Annotated in this window: 15 protein-coding genes and 1 pseudogene; 9 read left to right on the top strand and 7 right to left on the bottom strand. The window is 60.4% G+C overall.

Annotated features, from left to right (window positions below; translation table 11 throughout):
• A partial coding sequence (gene ggt / locus C9413_RS14500) for a gamma-glutamyltransferase (RefSeq protein WP_170250584.1) occupies positions 1 to 1,531 on the top strand: 1,531 nt, incomplete at its 5' end.
• 91 nt (positions 1,532 to 1,622) lie between these two features.
• Here ggt and C9413_RS14495 read toward each other — a convergent pair.
• Positions 1,623 to 2,213 (bottom strand): hypothetical protein, encoded by a 591-nt coding sequence (locus C9413_RS14495; protein WP_223843955.1) that lies wholly within the window; start codon positions 2,211 to 2,213, stop codon positions 1,623 to 1,625.
• 190 nt (positions 2,214 to 2,403) lie between these two features.
• Here C9413_RS14495 and C9413_RS14490 point away from each other — a divergent pair, with 190 nt between their 5' ends.
• Both C9413_RS14490 and C9413_RS14485 read left to right on the top strand, forming a co-directional pair.
• Positions 2,404 to 3,474 carry a helix-turn-helix domain-containing protein gene (locus C9413_RS14490; RefSeq protein WP_039846061.1) on the top strand — a complete coding sequence of 357 codons (1,071 nt, stop codon included), beginning with the start codon at positions 2,404 to 2,406 and terminating at the stop codon, positions 3,472 to 3,474.
• A gap of 70 nt (positions 3,475 to 3,544) precedes the next feature.
• Positions 3,545 to 4,519, top strand: coding sequence for a threonine/serine dehydratase (locus C9413_RS14485; RefSeq protein WP_039846986.1), 975 nt, complete (start codon positions 3,545 to 3,547; stop codon positions 4,517 to 4,519).
• Positions 4,520 to 4,536: 17 nt separating this feature from the next.
• Here the strand turns inward: C9413_RS14485 and C9413_RS14480 are convergent, their stop codons facing one another.
• On the bottom strand, positions 4,537 to 5,454 hold the full coding sequence (locus tag C9413_RS14480; protein WP_039846062.1) for a LysR substrate-binding domain-containing protein: 918 nt from the start codon (positions 5,452 to 5,454) through the stop codon (positions 4,537 to 4,539).
• Positions 5,455 to 5,569: 115 nt separating this feature from the next.
• Between C9413_RS14480 and C9413_RS14475 the strand changes: the two are divergent.
• A pseudogene (locus C9413_RS14475) lies at positions 5,570 to 5,997 on the top strand (tautomerase family protein).
• Entirely contained in the window at positions 5,994 to 6,542 is a 549-nt protein-coding gene (locus C9413_RS14470) for a DUF4865 family protein (protein WP_039846063.1), read from the top strand. Before C9413_RS14475 ends, C9413_RS14470 begins: the two are co-directional and overlap by 4 nt.
• Before the next feature lies 1 nt (position 6,543).
• Here the strand turns inward: C9413_RS14470 and C9413_RS14465 are convergent, their stop codons facing one another.
• The 3 genes from C9413_RS14465 to C9413_RS14455 form a co-directional block, all read right to left on the bottom strand.
• Positions 6,544 to 7,179: a LysE family translocator gene (locus tag C9413_RS14465; protein ID WP_039846064.1), complete on the bottom strand. Its 636-nt coding sequence runs from the start codon at positions 7,177 to 7,179 to the stop codon at positions 6,544 to 6,546.
• A 118-nt stretch (positions 7,180 to 7,297) separates the two neighbouring features.
• Positions 7,298 to 8,737, bottom strand: coding sequence for a pyruvate kinase (gene pyk, locus C9413_RS14460; protein ID WP_039846065.1), 1,440 nt, complete (start codon positions 8,735 to 8,737; stop codon positions 7,298 to 7,300).
• Positions 8,737 to 9,204 carry a DUF1036 domain-containing protein gene (locus C9413_RS14455; RefSeq protein WP_022715823.1) on the bottom strand — a complete coding sequence of 156 codons (468 nt, stop codon included), beginning with the start codon at positions 9,202 to 9,204 and terminating at the stop codon, positions 8,737 to 8,739. The genes pyk and C9413_RS14455 overlap by 1 nt, the downstream gene beginning before the upstream one ends.
• A 215-nt stretch (positions 9,205 to 9,419) precedes the next feature.
• On the opposite strand from C9413_RS14455, the gene C9413_RS14450 reads away from it, so the two are divergent.
• The 4 genes from C9413_RS14450 to C9413_RS14435 all read left to right on the top strand — a co-directional run bounded on the left by C9413_RS14450 (position 9,420) and on the right by C9413_RS14435 (position 12,058).
• The gene (locus C9413_RS14450) at positions 9,420 to 10,211 is read left to right on the top strand and encodes an N-formylglutamate amidohydrolase (protein ID WP_039846987.1); all 792 of its coding nucleotides are present in this window, start codon (positions 9,420 to 9,422) and stop codon (positions 10,209 to 10,211) included.
• Positions 10,212 to 10,222: 11 nt separating this feature from the next.
• Positions 10,223 to 10,528 carry a DUF1244 domain-containing protein gene (locus C9413_RS14445; protein WP_039846988.1) on the top strand — a complete coding sequence of 102 codons (306 nt, stop codon included), beginning with the start codon at positions 10,223 to 10,225 and terminating at the stop codon, positions 10,526 to 10,528.
• 90 nt (positions 10,529 to 10,618) lie between these two features.
• Positions 10,619 to 10,882: a DUF2312 domain-containing protein gene (locus C9413_RS14440; protein WP_003585771.1), complete on the top strand. Its 264-nt coding sequence runs from the start codon at positions 10,619 to 10,621 to the stop codon at positions 10,880 to 10,882.
• A gap of 354 nt (positions 10,883 to 11,236) precedes the next feature.
• Positions 11,237 to 12,058: an alpha/beta hydrolase gene (locus C9413_RS14435; RefSeq protein WP_039846066.1), complete on the top strand. Its 822-nt coding sequence runs from the start codon at positions 11,237 to 11,239 to the stop codon at positions 12,056 to 12,058.
• A 110-nt stretch (positions 12,059 to 12,168) separates the two neighbouring features.
• On the opposite strand, the gene C9413_RS14430 is transcribed toward C9413_RS14435, so the two are convergent.
• Together C9413_RS14430 and C9413_RS14425 are read right to left on the bottom strand one after the other, a co-directional pair.
• Positions 12,169 to 13,998: a DUF882 domain-containing protein gene (locus tag C9413_RS14430; RefSeq protein ID WP_039846067.1), complete on the bottom strand. Its 1,830-nt coding sequence runs from the start codon at positions 13,996 to 13,998 to the stop codon at positions 12,169 to 12,171.
• A 180-nt stretch (positions 13,999 to 14,178) separates the two neighbouring features.
• A partial coding sequence (locus C9413_RS14425; protein ID WP_170250583.1) for a sigma-54 dependent transcriptional regulator occupies positions 14,179 to 15,087 on the bottom strand: 909 nt, incomplete at its 5' end.

The raw sequence follows: 15,087 nt of genomic DNA, 5'->3' as shown, positions 1-15,087 counted from the left end.
GGCAGTCGTATATCCGACAGCGGGCAATATCGGCGGCGGCGGCTTCATGACGATCCGGCTGAAGGACGGCAAGACAACCTTCCTCGATTTTCGTGAGCGGGCACCGCTTGCCGCCACCAAGACCATGTATCTTGATGCCAAAGGCGATGTCGTTCCGAGCGCCAGCCTGGACGGCTATCTCGCCGTTGGAGTACCGGGCTCGGTCATGGGTTTCGAAACGGCGCGTGAGCGCTATGGCACCAAACCCCGCGCCGAGTTACTGGCGCCGGCGATCCGCTTTGCCAAGGACGGCTTTACGTTGGAACAGGGCGACGCCGCGACTTTCGCCTCAAGCGCAAAGCGCCTCGCAAAAGATGAAGCTGCCGCAAAGATCTTCCTGAAGCCGGATGGCAAAACTTATTCCGCGGGAGAAAAGCTCCTGCAGCCCGAGCTCGCCGCGGTGCTGTCCGGTATTTCCGAGAAGGGCACGGACGCCTTCTACAAGGCCGCACCTGCCGAGGCGATCGTAAAGGCAAGCCAGGCGAAGGGCGGCGTTCTGGCGAAGGAAGATTTCGAGCAGTATAGCGTGCGCGAATTAAAGCCGGTCGAATGCAACTACCGTGGCTACGACATCGTCTCCTCGCCGCCCCCCTCTTCCGGCGGCGTCATCATCTGCGAGATCCTGAACGTGCTGGAGGGCTACCCGCTTTCCTACATGGGTTATGGTTCGTCCGAGACAGTCCGCGCCATGGTCGAGGCCATGCGTTACGCTTACGTCGACCGCAATGCCGCACTTGGTGATCCGGACTTCGTCGACAACCCGGTTTCGAAGCTTCTGGACAAAGGCTATGCCAAGGAAATCCGCGAGAAGATCGACCCCTACAAGGCCGGTAAATCCGTCAACCTGAAGCCGCTCGGGGCCAAGGAAAGCGTTGAAACCACTCATTATTCGATCATCGACGACGAGGGCAACGCGGTTGCCGTCACTTATACGCTGAACGGCTCCTTCGGTGCCGGCGTGGTTGCCCCCGGCACCGGTATTCTGCTCAACAACGAAATGGACGACTTCACCTCGAAGCCGGGCGTGCCCAACCTCTACGGGCTCGTCCAGGGAGAGGCCAACGCCATCGCGCCGAAGAAGACGCCGCTCTCTTCCATGAGCCCGACGATCATCTCCAGGGACGGCAAGCCCTTCATGGTGATCGGCAGCCCCGGCGGCTCGCGCATCATCACCATCACTCTGGAAGCGATCCTGAACGTCATCGATTTCGGCATGGACATCAGCCAGGCCGTCAATGCACCGCGCATCCATCATCAATGGCAGCCGGACAGGATCTACCTCGAACCCTATACCCTTTCTCCGGATACGATAAAGACGCTCGCCGCCATGGGCTACAGCTTCGACGATGGCAGTGGTCCGCCCCAATGGGGCCAGGCGGCTGGCATCCTTGTCGGCGGCAAGAGCCTTGCCGATATCGGGAAGGGTGGCGGCGCACGCTATTATGGTGCGATGGATAGCCGCGCCACCGAGGGTGCGGCAAAGGGATATTGAGCGCCGGCTGGGCTACCGGATCCGGGCGCGTACATAATCTCCTTTGATGTTCACCAGCGGGCGCGTGCCCGGGACGCTTGGAACGAGGCTGTCAATGTAGGACGCCTTGGCGGTCACGGTGCAATCGACTGGGACATCCTTGCCCTATCGGAGATAGCCATCGAGCGACTGCGCGGCGATCTCGATCTTTTCGTCGCGTTTCGGCATCGTAGGTGAGGTTTGCGCGAACGGCAGCGCCGGAGATATCGACGCTGGAAGCGTGGCCGTCGAGTGTGATGTCCGCCGCCTTTCCCGATGTGCCAAGACTTGCCACGTCGCCGTTCAGTTTCGCCACGAATACCTCTTGCTCGATGCGCACGGCGCTGCCGAGCGGGACATTCGCCGATATTTCCGGCGAGCAATCGGCAATGTCGCTCCAGGCCGACATCGCTACGTCGATCGTCAATGTCGCTCCGTCAATTTCTGCCCGGCTTTCGTCCTTGCAGAGATTGAAGAACCAGCTCGAATACCAGGATGAAAACCAGCCGCTCAGGCGGCCGCTGGTTGCTGCACGATCGGGCTCATCGGATTTCGTGGTGATCTTGATTGAGCTTGCATCGCCAATGATCACGATCGTGCGGATGCTGGAAACATCAAGGGTCTCGCCGAGCGGCCTCACATCAGCGAAACTGGATATCAGCACATGAAAAACAGGGGAATGGACAGGACTATCGACATTGCTTTTTCCTTAATGGTGCCGTCGAAAAGACCGGCCATATCAGGTTGCCTTCAGTCCTCGTTGTTGAGACCTGAATCATGATCCGGGTCGCCTGCAATTGCGATCAGGGCCACTGTCGTGCTGATATCGAGCCATCGAACCCGGACGCCGCCTCATGATCTTTGTTCCGCTTCCCTTCGTCGTTGCCCTGCTGCTCTTCATCGTCCAGATCCGCCTGCTGCGGCAGGAGGACTGGCGTGCGCCGGAAAAGCGGCCGTTCCTGCTTCTCATCGGCATCTACGCGCTGCAGTCCGTGCTGATCGGAATTCGCTGGGGCTACGACGTCCTCGCGATCATGCCGGTACAAGCCATTCTGGCAGCGACGATTGCTGCACTCGCCTGGGTTAGCTTCCGGAGCCTCACGCTGGAAGGGCCGCGCTCATTCGCTCACTTGTGGCCTCACGCCCTTCCAGCGGTTCTAATCGCCGCCCTGCTGGTATTTTGGCGCGAGCCGATGGGCGTTGCCTTGATCTTCATCTTCCTTGGCTATGGAGCGGCCCTGCTCTGGCTCGCGCGCCATGGCCCGGACGGGCTTATCGCATCGCGGCTGGACGGCGCGCTACTTTCCTACCGTTCGCTCCTGATCACCGCAGCGGCGCTCATTGCTGCCGCAGTCGCCGATATCTACATCAGCCTGGATTTCGACCGCACCGGCGGCACACATGGCGGTGCCATCGTGGCGCTCGGCAACGTCATCACGCTCCTCGTTCTCGGGGGCGCCGCGTCCATCGCCAGCGGCGCCCAACCGGCGGAGGAGCAGAGCCTGGAAACACCGCCCGCCCCGCCGCTAATGCCGACGGAAGAGGACGGCGCAGTTGCCGCCTCCCTCGATGCACTGATGCAATCGCGCGAGATCTATCGCGATCCCGAGCTCAACCTTAACCGTATTGCGCGAAAGATGAGCCTGCCTGCCCGCCGCGTATCGATTGCCGTCAACCGTATCCACGGCGTCAGCGTCTCGCAATATGTCAATGAGTTCCGCATCCGTTCGGCCTGCGATCAACTGATCAAGACGGATGAACCGGTGACGCGCGTGATGTTCGATTCCGGCTTCATCAGCAAATCGAACTTCAATCGCGAGTTCCTGCGCGTGACCGGCACGAGCCCGACCGACTTCCGGCGCCGGCGCATCATCGGCATGGCTGACACCGCTGATGCGAAAGTGCCGGCTTTTGTGTCACGGTGACAAAGTCCGCGTTCACAAGTGAAGGCGGGCATCATATTCATGGATGAACTATCAGCCGAAAGAGCTCATAATGGCCAGCATTGAAATGATCGTCGCCGCTCGCGCCCGTCTCCGGGGCCATGCACGGCGAACGCCGCTTCTTTCTTCCCCATTCCTCAACGAGATCGCCCGAAGGCATGTCTTCGTGAAGGCGGAATGTCTGCAGCATTCGGGCTCGTTCAAGTTTCGCGGCGGCTGGTCGGCCGTTTCCGGCCTTGATCCTACAGTACGTGCGAAAGGCGTTATCGCCTTTTCGTCCGGCAACCACGCGCAGGGCGTCGCCCTTGCCGCAAAGCTTCACGGCATTCCCTCCGTTATCATCATGCCGTCCGACGCCCCGGCGCTGAAGATCGACAATACCCGCGCTTTTGGTGCCGAAGTCGTACTTTACGACCGCGCAAATGGGGATCGCGATGCGATCGGCGCCCGGTTTTCGGCTGAGCGCGGCCTCACTCTGATCAGGCCTTTCGACGAGCCGTTGGTGATTGCCGGCCAGGGCACGACGGGGCTTGAAATTGCCGAACAGGCAGAAGAGGAAGGCGTGAAGTCGGCAGAAGTGCTTGTTCCCTGCGGCGGCGGCGGGCTGACGTCCGGCATCGCGCTGGCGCTCGAAGCAAGTGCGCCGGGCTTTACCGTGCGGCCCTGCGAGCCGAAAGACTTCGACGACACCACGCGTTCACTTTCCTCCGGCAGGATCGAACGCAACGCGGCGATGACGGGCACGATCTGCGATGCAATCATGACACCGGAACCCGGCATGATCACCTTCCCGATCCTGCAGCGGCTCGCAGGGGCGGGCATTGTCGTCACCGACGACGAGGCGCTGCGCGCCATGGCGCTCGCGTTCAAACGGCTGAAGATCGTCGTCGAGCCCGGCGGGGCGGTTGCGCTTGCCGCTGCGCTTTTCCATGGCGAGGCCCTGGAAAGCGACACCGTCATCGCCGTGACCTCAGGCGGCAATGTCGAGGCGGATATCTTTGCCGCCGCTCTCGAGAAATACGGCTAACGCGGCGAAGTTAACGCCTACGCATTCTCCGATACCCGTTGCGGCAAGAAGTCCGAGATTGCCTCGCTGACAGCCCGCAGCAAGATCGAAGCGAGCCGTGCCGTCGCCGGATCAGGGTCAGCTTCGGAGCGGTGAAGCACGAGGCCCAACGACGGCAGCTCCGGCAACCCCAGTTCCGCAGGCTTCAGCGGCCTGACCTTTGCCGGCAAGCCGATCGGCGTGCGTATTGTCACCCCCAACCCGGCCGCGGTCGCTGCCCACAGCCCGCCGAGGCTCGGGCTGACGAAGGCAAGCCGCCAGGCAATATTGGCCCTGTCCAGCGCATTCGTCGCGGCGGTTCGCAGAAGACAGGGCGCCTCCAGCGAGGCGAGTGGCAGCGGCTCTCTGCTTGCGGCATTCCAGCCGGGCTCTCCTGCGGCAGGACCGATCCAGCGCATCGGCACCTCGCCGATCTTTTCGCAATGGGCGGTCAGCGTTGCATCGCTCCAAGCGAGCGCCAGATCGAGTTTCCCCGTTGTGACCCGCTCGAGCAGTTCCGCGTTGCGGACGACTCGCGCCTCGATCCGCACCTTCGGATGGGCGCGGGCGAAACGGCCGAGAACATCGGGAAGCAGATTTTCGCCGAAGTCCTCTTGTAGGCCAAGCCGCACCCAGCCTTCCAACTCGACGTTTTGGACGGCCACTGCCGCTTCGTCGTTAAGGTCAAGCAGCCGTCGGGTGTAGGCGAGCATCGTCTCGCCGGCCTCCGTCAACGCCAGGCCACGGCCAGCCTTGCGGAAAATCGGCGTACCGGCCTGCTCCTCCAGTTTCTTGAGCTGTGCGCTGACGGCCGAGGTGGAGCGCCCAAGCCGGTCCGCCGCCTTTGCAAAGTTCCCGAGTTCCATTCCGGTCGCGAAGGTTCGCAGTACATCGAGGTCGAAGACCATCCTACGCATTGCTTAATCCCATTTTTCAGGACAATTAATCCACAAAATTCTGATTTTCAGCATCATCGTGGCGTGCGAGGATTATGAAGTCAAGGTTGGATTAGCAAGGAAAAGGAGGCTCCAAATGCCTTTCGTTCGAATCTCTCTGCTGAAGGCAAGTCGCCGGATTATCTCCGTGCGCTCTCAGACAACATTCATCGTGCCATGGTCGAGACGTTCGACGTCCCTCCGAATGACCGCTTTCAGGTCATTCATCAGCATGAGCCTGGTGAACTGATCTTCGACCGCCACTATCTCGGGGGCCCGCGTTCGGACGATTTCGTGCTCTTTTCCATCACCGCGGGCAAGCCCCGCACGACCGGGATGCGCAAGGCCTTTTACCGGCGTGCGGCCGATCTGCTTGGGCAGTCTCCGGGCCTGAGATCTGAAGATGTGATGATCGTGGTCAATACCACCTCTCCGGAAGAATGGTCATTCGCCAATGGCGAAGCCTCGATGACGGAACCAGGTTGGCAAATCCGAGCGCGCGCGCCGATGGAGCCATCCCGATGATCGCCATGCAATACGGCTTCACGCTGCCGGCGGATTATGACATGACGATCATCGATCGCCGGATCCGTGACAAGGGGCCAATGCTGGACGGCTTTTCGAATCTTGGCTTCAAGGCCTACCTCAGCGCCCGCAAGGGCGAATTCGGCAGCCGGGAGAACCTCTATGCTCCATTCTATCTTTGGAGGCAGCCGGAAGGCGCCAGCGATTTCCTCACCGGGCCCGGTTTCGAAGGGCTGACGCAGTCTTTCGGCTGGCCGAAGGTAAGGCACTGGCTGGTATGGAATGCCGAGGTCGCGGACTTGCGAGCCGCAAAGTTTGCAAGCTGCGATATTCTGCCGATCCCGGCCTACGCGCCGCTTGCCGAAATCCGCAGGGAGGAGGTCACGCGGTCACATGCTGAAGCAGCGCGACGCGGCGTGCTGGCCTCGATATCCGCCTTCGAGCCGTCCGGCTGGAGCCTTGTGCGCTTCACGCTTTTTCGCGACATGCCGTTGATCTCCAACGGAGACCAGATCTATCGCGTCGGCCATGTCTCCTTGCCCTAGGTCAGGTGGTCGCGCGCCGATAAAATGCCAATGACCCGGCAAGCGCGATGAGTGCGCCGCCGCTGATACGATCAAGCCACATGGCGCCGGAATTCTTGAGCAGGCGGACAGCCTGCGCACCGAAGACGGCGTATCCGAACATGATCACGAAATCGATCGAGGCGAAGATGACGGCAAGCACCGCATACTGAGCAGGCTGCGGTAGCGCAGGATCGATGAACTGCGGCAGGAAAGCCGAGAAGAATAGGTAGCCCTTGGGATTCGTGACTGCCACCATGAAGCTTTTCAGCCCGATCGAAAAGGCTGAAGCGGCGCTGCCGGCGCTTTCCACCTTCATTGCCGTTTCGATCGTCCCTTGAGAGCGCAGCATCATGATGCCGAGAAAGGCAAGATAGGCGGCACCCAAATATTTCAGCACGGAGAACCAGAATTCGGAGGCCGCAAGCAGCGCGCCGAGGCCGATCGCCACAGCACCGATCAGAACGAAATCCGAAAGCACGGCACCGAGCATGCCGGCAATCGCCCGGCGAGTGCCGTAACGCGAACCGTTGGTCAGCGCCAGGAGCACGGTCGGCCCCGGCGTTGCGATACCGACAAAGGAAACGGCAGCGAAAGCAAGAAGCGTGACGATATCCATAAGTCCCTCCAGAGCTCGGATATCGGAAGCTTGCATTTGCCGGGACCGCGATCAAGCCGAAAACGAAAAACCCGTTTCCTTCCGGGGCAGCGAGCTGGTTCGAGCCAACGCGAACGGATCACATGCCGCTTTGGCCGTCCGAGCCGATATAGGCGATGCGGAGCATATTGGTGGCGCCCGGCGTTCCGAGCGGCACGCCGGCCGAGATGATGATACGGTCGCCCGGCTTGCCGAAACCTTCGCCGGCGACGATGCGGCAGGCCCGGTTGACCATGTCGTCGAGATCGGTCGCGTCATGCGTGACGACACAGTGCAGGCCCCAGACGATCGCCAGCCGGCGGGCTGTCTTGATGATCGGCGAGAGTGCCAGCACCGGCACCTGCGGGCGCTCGCGCGAAGCGCGCAGGCCCGTCGTGCCAGACGAGGTGTAACAAACGATCGCCGAAAGCTTCAGCGTCTCGGCAATCTGGCGGGCGGCGAGAGAAATCGCATCGGCACCGGTTGCTTCCGGCTGGGCGCGCTGGGCATAGATGATGCCCGGATAATGAGGTTCGCGCTCGATGGCGCTGGCAATCGACGCCATCGTCGCAACGGCTTCGACCGGATAGTCGCCCGAGGCGGATTCAGCCGAAAGCATGACGGCATCGGCGCCTTCGAAAACGGCGGTCGCGACGTCCGAGACTTCGGCGCGTGTCGGCACCGGCGCGGAGATCATCGATTCCAGCATCTGGGTTGCGACGACGACCGGCTTGCCGGAGCGGCGGCAGGCGCGGATCAACTGCTTTTGGATGCCCGGAACGGATTCGAGCGGCATCTCGACGCCGAGATCGCCGCGGGCGACCATCAAGGCATCCGAGAGTTCGATGATTTCTTCGATGCGCTCGATTGCCTGGGGCTTCTCGATCTTCGACATCAGGCCGACCCGACCCCTGGCGATCTTGCGGACCTCCGCGAGATCTTCCGGGCGCTGGACGAAAGAGAGCGCGACCCAGTCGACGTCATCGGTCGCCAGAACGGCATCGAGATCGGTACGGTCCTTGTCCGTCAAAACGCCGACGCCCAGCAGTGTGTCGGGAAGGCTGATGCCTTTGCGGTCCGATATCTTCGTGCCGGAAATGACCGTCGTAACGATGCTCTTTCCGTCGCACCTTTCGGCACGCAATGCGAGCTTGCCATCATCGATCAGCAGACGGTGGCCGGGTTTGACGGCTTCAAGAATTTCCGGATGCGGCAGGAAGACACGGCTTTCATCGCCGGGTGCGTCATTGTTGTCGAGCGTAAAGGTCTGGCCCGGCTTTAGTTCAACCTTGGTTTCCGCAAACTTGCCGACACGAAGCTTCGGTCCCTGCAAATCGGCCAGGATGCCGATCGGACGACCGGAGCGGGCTTCGACCGCGCGAATACGCTGGATCAGAGTGCGCATCACGTCATGGCTTGCATGGCTCATGTTGATACGGAAAACGTCGGCACCGGCCTGGTGCAGCTTTTCGATCATCGCTTCTTCGCTCGAGGCGGGGCCGAGCGTTGCGAGGATTTTCACTTTGCGGTTACGCTTCATCAATTCGGACTTTCTTGCGTGCCGGGAGTGTCGGAAAGTTGGACCATCCAGCTGCCTTGGCGGCCCGTGTCATATTCCTTGAATCCCATCCTCTGATAACCGCGGGCATAGCAGTCCTGCACGCCCGCGATCTTGAACTCGTTTTCCGCCACGCACATCTGGATGTCGCCCGTCCAACGTCCCCCCCGGGCGGCATCCTCTGCGTAGAGGTAATAGTATCGCGACTGCAATTCTCCTTCGATCAGCGTCGCGCAGGTCGTTGCCGGGACCTGCCACCAACCTTCAGTGATCCACCCGTCCTTGGCACGGTATCCAATCGCCACACCCACAAGGTTCTGCGTGCCGTTGCAGACGCGAAAATCGGCACGCGCAACATCGGCAGCGAAAAACGGTGAGAGGGCAGCGAATGCAAATAAGGCGAAACGGGCAATCCCGGACCGGGTGAGGAAACTTGGTGCGGCTTGCATCAACACGGCTTCCGAATGGCTCCCACGGTTATTCGTTGTCCGTGCCTTCTTGCGCCGCCATCAAACGAATGTCAACGCGATGCTAATCGATTATATTCCTTTCTAACCTGCTCGTGATCACTGACTTGCCGCGGGCTGGTGCGCATTGCGCTTGAACCTGAAGCATGCGCATGCGATCAGTGACGGCGAGCGCCATGACGATCGGCAATTCCCTGATGAGTCCCTTCCAATCCTTCGAAATTCTACCTGGAAATCATGACAGCGGCATGGTGATTCTGGGCGATCACGCGATGAACCGCCTGCCTGAACGGTATGGTAGGCTCGGGCTTGCCGAATCCGCCTTCTCCCGCCATATCGCCTATGACATAGGCATCGAAGGCCTGGTGCGGGAGCTTTCCGCGAGGCTGGGGGTACCGGCCGTTCTTGGCGGCTTTTCGCGGCTTTTAATCGACCCGAACCGCGGCGAGGACGACCCGACGCTGATCATGAAAATTTCCGACGGCGCGATCATTCCTGGCAATCATCCGATCACAGATGAGGAGTGGAACTATCGCATCGAGGCGTTCCACCGTCCCTATCACAATGCCGTTGCCGAGACGATCGACAAGGTCGCCAACGCGACCGGCAACGCGCCCCTCGTGCTCTCGCTTCATTCCTATACGCCTGCCTGGAAAGGCGTACCGCGGCCATGGCATGCCGCCGTCCTCTGGGACAGCGACCGCCGCGCCGTCGCCCCTCTGCTTGACATGCTGAGCCGCGATCCCGATCTCGTGGTTGGCGACAACGAACCGTATGACGGCGCACTCAAAGGCGATACGATGTACCGGCACTGCATGGTCACCGGCATACCGCATGCGCTCGTCGAGATCCGTCAGGACCTGATCAGAAACGAGGCCGGCATTTGCGAATGGGCCGAACGCCTGGCTCCGCTCTTCGCGGCCATGAATGCCGATCCGGCGCTGCACGAATACGATGTCCATGTGTCGCGCACCGGCCCTTACGAATGAAGGAGAGCGAGATGACCGCACACAGCAAGGAAGAGCAGACCGAATTCGAAGCTGCCGCCTTCCGCCGCCTTGTCGCGCATTTGCGCGAACGGAGCGACGTTCAGAATGTCGACCTGATGAATCTCGCGGGTTTTTGCCGCAACTGCCTGTCGAACTGGTATCGCCAAGCCGCCGAGGCTGCGGGCGTGCCGCTGTCGAAGGACGAATCGCGCGAGATTATCTACGGCATGCCGTACGAAGACTGGAAAAACCTGCACCAGAACGAGGCCTCGGACGCACAAAAAACTGCATTTGAACTGAACAAGCCGCACAAATAGCTTCATGACGCCCGATTGGACTTGACCGCGGCGCAGCTTCGCGGCAGTCACTCCCCACCGAATTCAAGACGAGAAAATCAGGAGAACACGATGTCCGATGCTCATGGCGTCGCCCGCGATCAGCTTCGCGCTTTCATCGAGCGCATTGAACGGCTGGAAGAAGAAAAGAAGACCATCGCCGACGATATCAAGGACGTCTACGGCGAGGCAAAGGGCATGGGTTTCGACACCAAGATCCTGAAGAAGGTCGTCGCCCTTCGCAAGAAGGACGAGCAAGAGCGCATGGAAGAGGAAGCCATCCTCGATACCTATCTGCACGCGCTCGGCATGATCGAGTCCCCGCCGGAAGGCTGAGGATTGCCGTTGGCAGTTTTCAAGCCGCCGGATTACCCCGGCGGCTTTTTTGAATCATGCTTTAGAATTAGCCCGCTTTTTCCCATTGTGGTTTGCATCCGGCGCGATAATATCCCTCCGCCGCATACTGGAGCCGCGTCCGGTTCCGCTTAATTTTCAGTTATTTGGCTTAATGGTAGCGAGCCGCTGCCGGTCTTTTCTCAACGCTGCTGCGCGTCGCGGGCACAATGCATGCATTCCTATTCACACATGCGCGAAGCCGCGAGCTTCGCTCACTCCCATCCGACGCCTCACGCACGGCGCCGAGATCAAAGCCGAAGCGAAAATCAACCCTGCTCAAGAGGAACTCAAATCATGTCGATGATTACCACGAAGGACGGAACGGAGATTTTCTACAAGGATTGGGGCAAGGGCCAGCCTATTCTTTTCTCCCACGGCTGGCCGCTCTCGGCCGATGCCTGGGATGCGCAGATGGTCTTCTTCGGCAATAACGGCTACCGCGTCATCGCACACGACCGTCGCAGCCACGGCCGTTCGAGCCAGACCTGGGACGGCAACCACATGGACCAGTACGCCGACGACCTGGCCGAACTGATCGAAACGCTCGACCTCAAGGACCTGATCATGATCGGCCACTCCACGGGTGGCGGCGAAGTCACCCATTACCTCGGCCGCCACGGCACGAAACGCGTCGCCAAGGTCGTGCTGGTGGGCGCCGTGCCGCCGCTGATGGTCAAGACGGACAAGAATCCCGGCGGCTTACCGCTTGAAGTCTTTGATGGCATCCGCAAGGGCACGCTCGAAAACCGCTCGCAGTTCTACAAGGATCTCGTGACGCCCTTCTACAGCTTTAATCGCGATGGCGCGACGTTCTCCGAAGGCATTCGCGACAATTTCTGGATGCAGGGAATGATGGGCGGATTGAAGGGGCAGCTGGATTGCATCCACGAATTCTCCGAGGTCGATTACACCGACGACCTCAAGAAGATCGACAAGCCGACGCTCATCATTCATGGCGACGATGATCAGATCGTGCCGATCGGTGCTTCCGCATTGGAGTCCTCGAAGATCGTGGAGGGCTCTGTTCTCAAGATCTATCCGGGCGCTCCCCACGGTCTTGCTGAGACGCATACCGACCGCTTCAACAAGGACGTACTCGACTTCCTGAAGGCCTGATCCTTCGGGCCATCAATCCTCCGCCTGAAGTGCGGGAGGATGTGCCCAGCGCATAAACAAAGACCGCCGGAATTTCTCCGGCGGCCTGTCGTTCATTTTGATTGATTCGCTCAGTTCGTATTGAACTTGCGCACTTCCATGAAGTTAACCGCCGAGCCACTGAAGCGGGCCGGGTCGATGGAAGCTGTCTTGACGTTGAAGCCTTCGGCGTAGACGGCGGTCGGCTGGGCGCGAAGCGTCTGGCTGACGAAACGGGGTGCCTTGACCGGCTTCGTGATCATCTCCATGCGAGAATTGGTCAGCGCCCACTGCGAAATTATCTTCTGGGTCAGCCTCGGCTCGGTACGGACCGTCGCGCGGCTTGCGTCGGCAGCGGCAGCAGCCTCCTTCGTCGGGCGCCCGCCCTTGGTTGCAACCCCATTGGCAGCGGAGTCTTCGGACGTCTGCTGTAGGTCGAAGGCGTCGCCGAAGCTTGCGGATTTGACAGGAGCGAGCGCGGCAAGTTGCACCGGCGCCTTATTCTCAGCCGGCTTGGCCGCAGGCATCGCTGCGCTGATGGCCTGCTCGACGGTGGCCGGCGCAAGGGCAGCCACCCGCCTATCGACTGCATTGTTCTGATCAAGCGCTTGAGCCAGTGCCGGAGAAAGCCGGTCCGTTTCGGCTTCGGCTTCGTCCGCATCCGCTTGTGGATCGATTGCTGCCGCCGCAAGCAGATTTTCGGCGACCGCCGGACGTTCGGCCGGGGTTGGAACCATCGGACCGTTGGATGCGAATTCCGCATCACCCGGCGCGTTGCGCGGGCCAAGCAGCGAGGGAACCGGAACGTGATAGGCGCTGAGATCGGCGAACTGCTGCGGCTGGCCCTGCTCTTCGGTGGCAGCGGCAAGTGCCTGCTGTGCAGCATTGCCGGAATTCGGCGAAACGAGGGCATTTGCAACTTCGCCGCCGGCAAGCTGACCGGCAAAGGCTGGACGAACCTGCGGCACCGGTGCATTCACGGCGGCAACCTCAGTCGGCTGCGGCTCGGCTGCGGCAGCAGGCGCTTCGGCCTTCGGCGGCGTTGCCCTTGCAACGGCGACCGGAGCGGAATCCTCCGCGCTATCCTCTTCCTCGTCTGCGCCGCCGCCAAAGAGTGCAGCGAACAATGTCTTCGGCTTTCTCGTCTCGGCATCGCCGCCGCTTGCCATGACAAGCTGATTGGTGCTCACCCGGCGCTTATAGTCGGCCATCGCCTGCTGGTAGCCCGGCAGGGGCTTGCCGTCCGACGGGATATGAATGGTGTTGCCGTTCGGGAAAAGCTGCGCCAGTTCCTGGCGGCTCATGCGCGGCCAGGCGCGAACGCCGCCGACATCCATGTGCACGAAGGGAGAACCGGACTTCGGATAGAAGCCAACGCCGCCGACCTGCATTTTCATGCCAATCGCACGCAGCTTTGCAAGCTTCACATCCGGAATGAAGAAGTCCATCGCCTTGCCGAGCATATGCTGGCTCTTCTCGGCAACACCGGAATTGCGCGAACGGGACTTGAGCATCGAATTGGTGGCGGGCGAACGGAAGCCGCAGACAACGTTGATGTAGTCCCTGGAACCGCTCTGGCGGTAGACTTCCCAGATCAGATCGAAAAGATGGGGGTCCATCTTCGTCGGCTGGTTCTTGCGCCAGTCGCGAAGGAATCGGTTCAGCTGCCCAAGACCCTTCGGGTCGAACCTGCCATTGCGTTTGTAGGTGATGACGGCCTTTTCGCCGGTATGGATGAAGTAGAGTTTCAGACTGCGCGTTTCGCCCGCTGCCTCGGACGGCGTACCAACGAATACTGGTGAGGAAACCGCGAGTGCGAGAAGGACAGCCAAGGCCGTCCTAACCGCCTTTCCGCCAATGTCGGCGCACACTGTACGCCAGCTCAAGCGCGAAGGCTTGGTGTTCTCATTCAGATCCGGCAAACTCAATCCCCGTCAGACTGCCCAGGTCCCCGAACTGTCCCAATGACTGTCAATTGCGGTGACACGATGGCAAAAATGCCACACACGATCAACCTTTTCTTTACATAGTCAACGATCGACTAACAAGTGGTTTATATCGGGTAACAAAACATGCTTGCGGGAATATTAATGGAACGCCGCTTATGCCGCATCTTTCTGGGGATTGTCGGGATCGATGCCGTAATCCTTGAGCTTTCTGTAAAGCGTTGAGCGTCCGATGCCGAGCTTTCTGGCCACTTGACTCATCTGGCCGCGATAGAATTTAAGCGCGAATCGAATCAATTCTTCCTCGACATCGGCAAGTTTGCGCACCTCGCCCGCCGGATTGACGCTTGCGATCGCATTCTCCGGCATCTCGTCGTGCTGCCCGCGCGACTCGCTCGCAGAGACCTGCGGAACGTGAAATTCCGCAAACTCCACCTCGTGCTCGCGAAATGTATTGTCGGCAACCAGCGCCAGGTGATCGACCACGTCATATTGCGGCAGCTGGGCAGCGATCTGCGGAAAATCCGATTCGCTGAGCTCGTGGCCCTCGGCGAGCACGACGGCACGGAAGATCGCGTTCTCGAGCTGGCGGATGTTGCCCGGCCAGTCATAGGCCGTCAGCAATGCCAATGCACCCGCGCTGACCGTCATGCGATGGCCATTTTTCTGTTCGGACGAGAAGCGGTCGGCAAAGACGCGCACCAGGTTCGGAATGTCCTCCTTGCGCTTGCGCAGCGCCGGAATGGTGATCGGAAAGACATTGAGGCGATAATAGAGATCTTCGCGGAAGTGGCCGTTTTTCACTTCCTCGATCAGGTCCTTGTTCGTCGCAGAAATGAGCCGGACGTTGACCTTGTGCGCCGTGCGTGCGCCGACGGTCTCGACTTCGCCCTGCTGCACGGCTCGCAGCAGCTTGACCTGCACGTCGAGCGGCAGATCGCCGATTTCATCGAGGAAGATCGTGCCGCCGTCGGCCTCCATGAACTTGCCCGTATGGCGCTCGGTTGCACCGGTGAACGCGCCCTTTTCATGGCCGAAGAGGATGCTCTCGACGAGGTTGTGCGG

The sequence above is a fragment of the Rhizobium sp. SEMIA 4085 genome (assembly GCF_013004495.1).
In the GTDB taxonomy this organism is placed as follows: domain Bacteria; phylum Pseudomonadota; class Alphaproteobacteria; order Rhizobiales; family Rhizobiaceae; genus Rhizobium; species Rhizobium gallicum.
The sequence above is the reverse complement of the archived record's forward strand: the minus strand, read 5'-3'. Positions and strand labels throughout refer to the sequence as shown.